The sequence below is a fragment of the Pedobacter sp. genome (assembly GCF_035566355.1).
Classification (GTDB): domain Bacteria; phylum Bacteroidota; class Bacteroidia; order Sphingobacteriales; family Sphingobacteriaceae; genus Pedobacter.
On sequence record NZ_DATMRL010000178.1, the window covers coordinates 1 to 8,492 of the forward strand.

General features: G+C 40.6%; 8 protein-coding genes and 2 pseudogenes. 9 read left to right on the forward strand and 1 reads right to left on the reverse strand.

What is annotated here, in order from left to right:
* From VNZ46_RS07015 to VNZ46_RS07040, 6 genes and pseudogenes are all read left to right on the forward strand, one after another.
* Positions 1 to 540, forward strand: a pseudogene (locus VNZ46_RS07015) (hypothetical protein); the annotation flags it as partial.
* Positions 537 to 1,046, forward strand: a complete 510-nt coding sequence (locus tag VNZ46_RS07020) for a GNAT family N-acetyltransferase (RefSeq protein WP_325559372.1) — start codon at positions 537 to 539, stop codon at positions 1,044 to 1,046. The pseudogene VNZ46_RS07015 and the gene VNZ46_RS07020, both read left to right, overlap by 4 nt.
* Entirely contained in the window at positions 1,043 to 2,083 is a 1,041-nt protein-coding gene (locus VNZ46_RS07025; RefSeq protein WP_325559373.1) for a GNAT family N-acetyltransferase, read from the forward strand. Before VNZ46_RS07020 ends, VNZ46_RS07025 begins: the two co-directional genes overlap by 4 nt.
* A 25-nt stretch (positions 2,084 to 2,108) precedes the next feature.
* Positions 2,109 to 4,013 carry a nucleoside-diphosphate sugar epimerase/dehydratase gene (locus VNZ46_RS07030; protein ID WP_325559374.1) on the forward strand — a complete coding sequence of 635 codons (1,905 nt, stop codon included), beginning with the start codon at positions 2,109 to 2,111 and terminating at the stop codon, positions 4,011 to 4,013.
* A 19-nt stretch (positions 4,014 to 4,032) separates the two neighbouring features.
* A complete protein-coding gene (locus VNZ46_RS07035) occupies positions 4,033 to 4,377 on the forward strand; it encodes a helix-turn-helix domain-containing protein (protein ID WP_325559375.1) in 345 nt (114 codons plus the stop codon).
* Positions 4,378 to 4,768: 391 nt separating this feature from the next.
* Complete coding sequence (locus tag VNZ46_RS07040) at positions 4,769 to 5,137, forward strand: hypothetical protein (protein WP_325559376.1); 369 nt, start codon at positions 4,769 to 4,771, stop codon at positions 5,135 to 5,137.
* Between the two features lie 38 nt (positions 5,138 to 5,175).
* On the opposite strand, the gene VNZ46_RS07045 is transcribed toward VNZ46_RS07040, so the two are convergent.
* Positions 5,176 to 5,874, reverse strand: a complete 699-nt coding sequence (locus VNZ46_RS07045) for an NUDIX hydrolase (protein WP_133778173.1) — start codon at positions 5,872 to 5,874, stop codon at positions 5,176 to 5,178.
* A gap of 146 nt (positions 5,875 to 6,020) precedes the next feature.
* Between VNZ46_RS07045 and VNZ46_RS07050 the strand changes: the two genes are divergently transcribed.
* The 3 genes and pseudogenes from VNZ46_RS07050 to VNZ46_RS07060 form a co-directional block, all read left to right on the forward strand.
* Positions 6,021 to 7,076: a UDP-glucose--hexose-1-phosphate uridylyltransferase gene (locus tag VNZ46_RS07050; protein ID WP_325559377.1), complete on the forward strand. Its 1,056-nt coding sequence runs from the start codon at positions 6,021 to 6,023 to the stop codon at positions 7,074 to 7,076.
* A gap of 2 nt (positions 7,077 to 7,078) precedes the next feature.
* The gene (locus VNZ46_RS07055) at positions 7,079 to 8,269 is read left to right on the forward strand and encodes a galactokinase (RefSeq protein ID WP_325559378.1); all 1,191 of its coding nucleotides are present in this window, start codon (positions 7,079 to 7,081) and stop codon (positions 8,267 to 8,269) included.
* A 49-nt stretch (positions 8,270 to 8,318) separates the two neighbouring features.
* Positions 8,319 to 8,492 (forward strand): annotated as a pseudogene (locus VNZ46_RS07060) (sodium transporter); the annotation flags it as partial.

The window sequence follows — 8,492 nt, forward strand, 5'->3', positions numbered from 1 at the left end:
GGAGTTCCCGACGGCGCTTATTTAAGCCTTAACAGTGAGGTTAGATTAAAAATAGAAAGAGATATTTCTCTAAACCGTTTTTCTCATCTGATCAAGAGTATAGAAACGGGTATAGAAAGTGGTTACGAGGATTATATAAAACACAACAATGAGTTATCTAACCTTCCAATCCGTAAAATGTCTTCGCTCAGCAAGGCGCTTTTATCTGGCATAGACTACAAAGATTGTAAATACAGAAGAAATTCAAATTTCATGTACCTGCATGATTTTCTGGTGAACCACAATGCCTATTCATTTGACGCTTCTACGGTAAACGGGCCTATGGTTTATCCTTTGTTACATGCCTCTCCAGACATCAGAGCAAAGCTTTTGGAAAAAAGAATCTATATCGCTACTTACTGGCCGAACGTATTTGAATGGACTACAAAAAAAATGTATGAGAACTATCTGGCCGCACATATGATCTGCCTGCCTATAGACCACCGGTATACGCACAGTGATATGAAACGCCTTTTAAATGTATTAAAACACCTTTTATGAAACCAGATATTTTCCTCCGTCCACTGGTGTTGGAAGATGCAGAGACTTCTTTTCACTGGAGAAATGATCCGCAAATATGGAAATATACCAAATTTAATCCCTCTGGTCAGATTACACTGGAAATGGAGCAAGAATGGCTTTTATCCACGCTGAAGCAACAAGATCAAAAAAGATATGCCATTTGCCTGAAGGATACTGGTGCGTATATCGGCAACATACAACTATTGGAGGTGGATGGTGAAAAAGCGATTTTCCACTTGTTCATCGGGGAAACATCCTGCTGGGGAAAGGGGATTGGAAAAGAGGCGACCCGCCTTTTACTCGATTATGCATTTTACGAACTTGGTTTGGAAAGGGTGGATCTGGAAGTCAACAAAGACAATGTAGCCGCCATTAGAATTTATACATCCTGGGGTTTTAATACAGTGGGACATGCTTCTTCTTTTAACAGGATGAGCATCAGCAGGAACACCTATACTCGTCAGCATTTAAATCAAATACTATGAAACAAATTATTACACTGTCTCAAAAGGAGGAATGGATCTCTTACGTGCAGAGGTCTGTAAATTGTGATTTTTATCATTCCTGGAATTACCATGCGTTGGAGTACACAGGTACTCCGCTATTATTTGTTGAAGATAACGGTGAAGATTTCATTGCTTTCCCTTTTGTAAAAAGAAGCATCCCCGAAACAGATTATTATGATTTGACCTCCGTTTATGGTTATTGTGGCCCAATTTCCAATAGGCCCTTTACAGATCTTTCTGATGAATTAATGGTATCCTTCAGGGATGCATTTCTTGTGTATTTAAAGGAAGAGCAAATCATCTCTGTGTTTTCACGCCTACATCCTTTTTTTAATCAGAACGCTTTGCTGAGCAAGTTTGGCGGTGTATGGGAAAACGGGCAAGTGGTTGCCATCGACCTGACAGTACCTTTGTGCGTACAGGAAAGCCAGTATCAGGATAGGGTTAGCCGGAAAATCAGACAGCTGAAGCAACGTGGTTTTTATGTAAAGGAGGCCACAACAGAGGAAGATATTCAGACCTTTACCGCAATTTATACAGCTAATATGATGCGTTTGGATGCTTCTGACTGTTATATGTTTGACCAGGAATATTTTAAACGTCTTTTGAGGTGTGAGGAATATGATGCCCGGCTTTTATTTGTTTACGATGAAACTAATTTGCCAGTCTGCGGAGCTACTATTGTATCTAAAAATCAAATCATGCAAGCGCATTTACTGGGCACAAGAAAGGAATTTTTGCATGATTCCCCAGCAAAATTGCTTACTCATGAAATTACTCTTTTAGGTCGAGCCCAGGGGGTTAAGTATTATAATCTAGGCGGAGGCCTTGGCTTTAAAAAGGATTCGCTTTTTGAGTGGAAGAGCCATTTTTCAAAAGTGACCTTCGACTACTACAGCTGGCGGTATATAGCTGATCAGGGTACTTATGATGCATTGCTTGTACAAATGGATATAGATCCGGAATCAAATGTTGATTTTTTTCCGCTCTATCGCAGTCAGTTACAAAGGGTTTAACAGATTTACCAATAAAATTCCGGCTATGAAAAAAATATTGTCTTATGAGAGAGTTTACTCGAGGTGGCTTATTCTGCTCATTGATCAGGTAATGGTCAATGCTGGTATTTTACTCTCTGCGGCCATGATCAGAAATGTAAGCCCGGGCACCAGGTTTAACCTGGAGCCTTTCTTATGGCTATTCTTATACAACACAATTACCGGTGTTGTCTTCATCAGAATGCGGATCCATACCGGTATTATCCGCTATTCTAATCTGGAAGACATTTACAGGGTGATGAAAGCGGTACTGATTACAGGTTTGATCTTTGGATTGATCTACCATCTTTTCCTGTTGTCTTTCTGGACCTGGAACTGGTTTGATACCATGCTTTTACTCAATTTCTTCATTTCTACCACGATGCTGGCTTTGCTTCGCATCAGTGTAAAACTGTTGTTTTACCATTTGCAGGATATGCAATTGCCCGGTAAGGAAATGGTGCTGATCTGCGGCGCAGATCCTTTAGCCTTACTCATCAAACAAGGATTGGATTCTTCTTCTGAAAAGAACTTCCATATCCTGGGCTTTGTAGATGATGATCCGGATAAGGCGAACAAACAGATCGAACAAAAAAGGGTTTACCCCTCTGGAGCACTGCCTTGGCTTAAAAAGCAATATGCTGCAGATAAAATGATTGTCATGGAGGGCTCCAGTAATCTGGAAGGAAGAAAACGGATCATTGAAAAATGCCTGGAATTGGGTATACGGGTCATTTCTGTTCCTGCTTCTGTCCACTGGTTAAAAGGTAAACTTAAACTGAGCCAGATCCCGGATCTTAAAATAGAAGATCTTTTACAACGGGAAGCTATACTATTAGATAAGCATAACATCTGTAAACAGCTTAAAGGTAAGCGGATATTGATTACCGGCGCGGCAGGTTCTATAGGGTCCGAGATTGCCAGGCAGATACTAAAATGCGATCCAGAACAGGTTTTGCTCTGTGATCAGGCAGAAACACCACTGCATGAACTGCAGATGGAACTTGAAAAAGCGTCAGCTTGGGGATGTTGTAAAATGTTCCTGGTGAATATTCAAAACCAGAGCCGGATGAAGAACATTTTTGAAGTATACAAACCCCAGGTAGTTTTTCATGCAGCGGCACTCAAACATGTTCCAATGATGGAGATTAATCCCTCTGAAGCACTGTTAACCAATGTACTAGGCACCAAAAACCTTGCGGATCTCTCCATTGAATCAGGTGTTGAAAAATTTATCATGATTTCCACAGATAAGGCGGTTAAGCCCACCAATGTTATGGGGGCCTCTAAAAGAATTGCGGAAATCTACATCCAGTCTTTACAAGATCAGGAATACAGGGCAGCGCATGGAACAAGGTTTATCACCACCAGGTTCGGTAATGTACTTGGATCCAATGGTTCTGTTGTGCCTCGGTTTAAATCTCAGATTCTGGCCGGCGGCCCGGTTACAGTAACCCATCCCGACATTACCCGGTATTTTATGACCATTCCGGAAGCTGTACAGCTCGTACTCGAAGCCTCCGCAATGGGGACGGGTGGAGAAATCTTTATTTTTGATATGGGTATGCCGATACGGATTTTTGACCTTGCGGTGAATATGATCAAGCTGGCAGGTTTAACTCCCCATGAAGATATACAGATTACCTTTACAGGTTTGAGGCCGGGAGAGAAGCTTTATGAAGAGCTTTTAAATCAAACAGAACTGGTGTTACCAACACACCATGAAAAGATAAAAATATCTGCGGTAACCAATTATCCTTATTTATATGTCCACAGGATGATTGACGACTTATTGCATCTGGCCCGCTCTAATGACGATTTCGAAATGGTTAAGAAAATGAAGGAAATCCTTCCGGATTTTATCAGTAATAATTCAACCTACCAGCAACTGGATATTGCTTATCAGGAGTGATCAAATAAAAATTTGTTTTATGCACAACGGGGAAATTATCGAACTGATCATCCGTAGAGACAGGATGAACATCAGTGAACTTTCAAGGAAACTGAATGTAAGCAGAAAATCAATCTACAATTGGTTTAAGCAGGAACATTTGAGCATAGAAATCATCACCAAGCTGGGGAATTTACTTCACCACGACTTTGTTTATGATTTTCCGGAAAAGTACGAAGAACTGCACCACCATCTGACTACTGCAAAGGAAGCTGCGGAACATGTTAACGGAACAGATGTCAATTCGGCAGAATATTGGAGAAATAAATATATTAACCTATTAGAAATCTACACGGGTATGCTCATCAAAAAGCAAGAGATGTAAATAAGGATTTCAAAGGTTAGGTGTGTATTATTTTACTCATTATGAGTAAAATAGGGTATTTTATTTCCCATATATTTAACTATTCACCTCACAAATGACAGCCAGATTAAACATTTTTTACTTAATTTACGCCTGTCCGATCTGCAAATCATCGCAATTAGTGGGCCCAGGCGAAAATAGAGTTAATTTGAATGTGAGCAGTTAACATTATTTTAATAAATTGAATGATTATTGAGTGTTATGTAATACAAACTATTTTATCAGCCAAATTAAACCAAGCATCTCCATTTGATTTGAACTGATTAGATTGCCGTTCCTTGTTTTTTGCGATGGATAAATAAGTGATACTTATTTGTTTATCAAGGTAAATTAGTCCTAAACATTTAACATTATGGTACAAAATGCTGGGGAGATCGTGGAGCTTGCAGTGCGTAGACAGAACATTAACATTAGTGAATTATCACGTCGTCTCCAGGTAAACAGGAGAACGTTGTACAATTGGTTTCAACAGAAAAAATTGCCTGCCGAGGTAATCTACAGCATCGGAAATGCAATTGAATACGATTTTAGTGCAGACTTCCATGAAAGTCTGAAAAGTATCAAACCACCCCCGCATACCGGAAGTAATGAAATTAAGGAAATCCAGGCCAACAGCATTAATTACTGGATGGAAAAATATATTTCTCTATTAGAGGATTACAAAGATTTGCTGCAGAGCAGACAATTTGAACCTACCGTTACTAAAGAGCGTTTCGTTTAATAAAAAGGGGCATTCCTATTTAAGGAATGCCCCTTTTTTTATGGCTTTAAACTGGGTATTAAACTTAGGAAAGTATGGAAATTAGCTGCATATTTCTTCTTGTCGAGTTTAAAATAATAAGCGCCTTTTTTAGAACTGGATTTATCCTTTTCTTCCAGTTTGATCAGCAAACCAGTGGAAGTGATCTTCCGGCTGAAATTTCCGGTATCTACTTTAGTATCATTTACCTGCTCAAATAAAGTTTGCAGCTGAGGAATGGTGAATTTCTTAGGCAGCATCTCGAAGAGGATAGGGTGCAGGGAGGCTTTATACCTCAATGCCTTTCTGGCATCTGAAACCATTTTGTTATGGTCAAAAATCAGTTTTGGCATATCGCTGATCAGGAACCATTCAGCCTGGTAATTGTCAATCAGCTGGGTTTTATATTTCTGAATATCAATTAACGCAAAGTAGCCAACGGAGAGGGTACGCTCAATCGGATCCCGTTTTGGCTCACCATATACCCTCAATTGTTCCAGGTAAACTCCTTCAAGCCCGGTCAGTTTTTTAAGCACGTGGTTTGCCGCATCGTCTGGTGTTTCTTCCGCACCCACAAATCCCCCCATCAAGCACCATTTGTTGATTTCCGGCTCAAGGCCTCTTTTAACCAGCAGTATTTTCAGCTGGCCATCATCAAACCCAAATACAATGCAATCGACGGCGACGAGGTAGTGAGGTTGGTTAACATATTCAATCATGTTCAGATCAGTTGTTGGTTGAGCTGCCAAATATCAATAAAAATAATAATTTATTAATTGTACTGTTGACAATTAATAAATTATTACTAATTTGCCTGGCGATAACTCATCGCTAAGAAAATTTTAACCATTTATATTACCTGTTCATGCAGCAATTATTTGATCTTGATTCTAATCCGCATACCCGTTTAAATATCCTCACGGGAGAGCAGATCCTGGTTTCTCCACACCGCACAAAAAGACCTTGGCAGGGGAAGGTAGAGGAGCTTAGCCCAGACAACCGCCCGGTCTACGATCCTAAATGTTATTTGTGTCCTGGAAATGTACGCGCAGATGGCGCCGTTAATCCTGATTACACCCACAGCTTCGTATTTAAAAATGATTTTGCGGCTTTACTCGAAGATACACCAGAAAATAAACTCAATGAAGAGGACCTGCTGGTAGCCAGTGCAGAAAAAGGTCTGTGCAAGGTGATCAGCTTTAGTCCTAAACATAACCTGACTTTACCTGAACTGAGCCTGGAAGAAATCACTGCGGTGGTAAAGGTTTGGCAGAAGGAATACGAGGAGCTTGCTGCGCACGATTGGATTAAGTATATCCAGATTTTTGAAAATAAGGGAGAGATCATGGGCTGCAGCAATCCGCATCCGCATGGACAGATCTGGGCACAGAGCAGTATTCCGCAGGAAATTATTAAAGAAAGTGAGCGTCAGAAAAATTACTACGCTATTCACCGCAGGAGTTTGCTTTCGGCCTATTTAAAGCTGGAACTTAAAAAACAGGAAAGGATCTTGTTTGAAAATGAACATTTTGTGGTATTGGTTCCATTTTGGGCGGTATGGCCTTATGAAACCATGATCATCAGCAAAAGACACGTAACAGGAATTAATTTCTTTACCGCATCTGAGCTGGAGGCTCTGGCCGATGCCTTGAAAAAGCTGACCACCAAATATGATAATCTTTTTGAAACATCGTTCCCTTATTCTGCGGGGATGCACCAGGCCCCTGTAAATAATGGAGAATACCCGGAATGGCACTGGCATATGCATTTTTATCCGCCACTATTGCGCTCTGCCACGGTTAAAAAATTTATGGTGGGTTATGAATTACTGGCCAATGCACAGCGGGATATCACACCCGAATATGCAGCACAGCGCCTGAGAGAATTGTCTGTTGAACATTATAAACAAAAGAAAGCCTGATTATGGACTCGAAATTAGTCTCTTCAACAGTCAAAGTGGATGTTGAAAGCTTAAAACAAGCATTTAAAAATTTATATGGTGTTGATCCTCTGTTGGTCAGATCGCCGGGAAGGATCAATATTATTGGAGAGCATACCGATTACAACGAAGGTTTTGTGATGCCTGCGGCTATTGATAAAGCCATTTATATCGGCATATCCAAAAGAGAAGATGACCAGGTACACCTGTTTGCTAAAGATTATGAGCAAACACATATTGTAGCACTATCTGCATTGGCACCTTCTGAAAAAGGCTGGCCAAATTACATTTTGGGTGTTGCAGATCAATTGCAGAAGAGAGGATATACTCTTGGAGGCTTCAATTTGTATATCGATGGTGATGTTCCTCTTGGTGCTGGATTATCGTCTTCAGCTGCTGTAGAGTGTGCTACGGCATATGCACTTGATCAATTGTTCTCCTTATCGGTAGCTCAACTTGATCTTGCCCTGATTGCCCAAAAGGCTGAACATGTTTTTGCTGGCGTAAGCTGTGGGATCATGGATCAGTTTGCTTCGGTTTTTGGAAAAAAAGACCATGCGATATTGCTTGATTGCCGCTCTATGGAATATGAATATCTTCCTTTGGACTTGGGTGATTACAAACTGTTATTGCTCAACACCAATGTAAAGCACTCTCTTTCTGACAGTGCTTACAATGAAAGAAGATCACAGTGTGAGCAAGGCGTGGCCTGGGTAAAAGAAAAATTCCCGAAAGTGAACAGTTTGAGAGATGTCACGCTGGCGATGCTAGAGGAATGTGTTGAGCCAAAGGACAACAATGTTTTTGTGAAATGCCGGTTTGTTGTGGCTGAGATTGAGAGACTGGGTAGGGCGGCCGATTTTCTAAAGCAGGGAAATCTGGATGCATTGGGTAAACTGATGCTGGAAACTCATGATGGTTTGAGCAAAGACTATGAAGTGAGTTGTAGAGAACTGGATTTCCTGGTTGACCATGTTAGAGATTTAGATTCTGTACTTGGTGCCCGTATGATGGGAGGTGGATTTGGTGGCTGCACCATTAATATTGTAAAAACAGCGTATATTGAAGAGCTTATAAAAACCGTGAGTGCTGGTTATCTGCAGGAATTTGGCCTTAAGCTGGATGCCTATGTTGTGGAAACCGCTTCTGGAACGAGCCAAATTATTGAATATTAACCATAAAAGCCAGTCTTTAGACTGGTTTTACTAAACCTAATATAAACTGATGAAACACAATTTACTGGATACGAAGGACTATATTGTATTTTTAGTCTATTTCGTTATTGTAGCAGCGTACGGACTCTACATCTACAACAAGAAAAAATCTGCGTCTACGGGCTCTAAAGATTACTTTTTAGCCGAAGGATCATTGACCTGGTGGGCCATTGGCGCTTCTCTG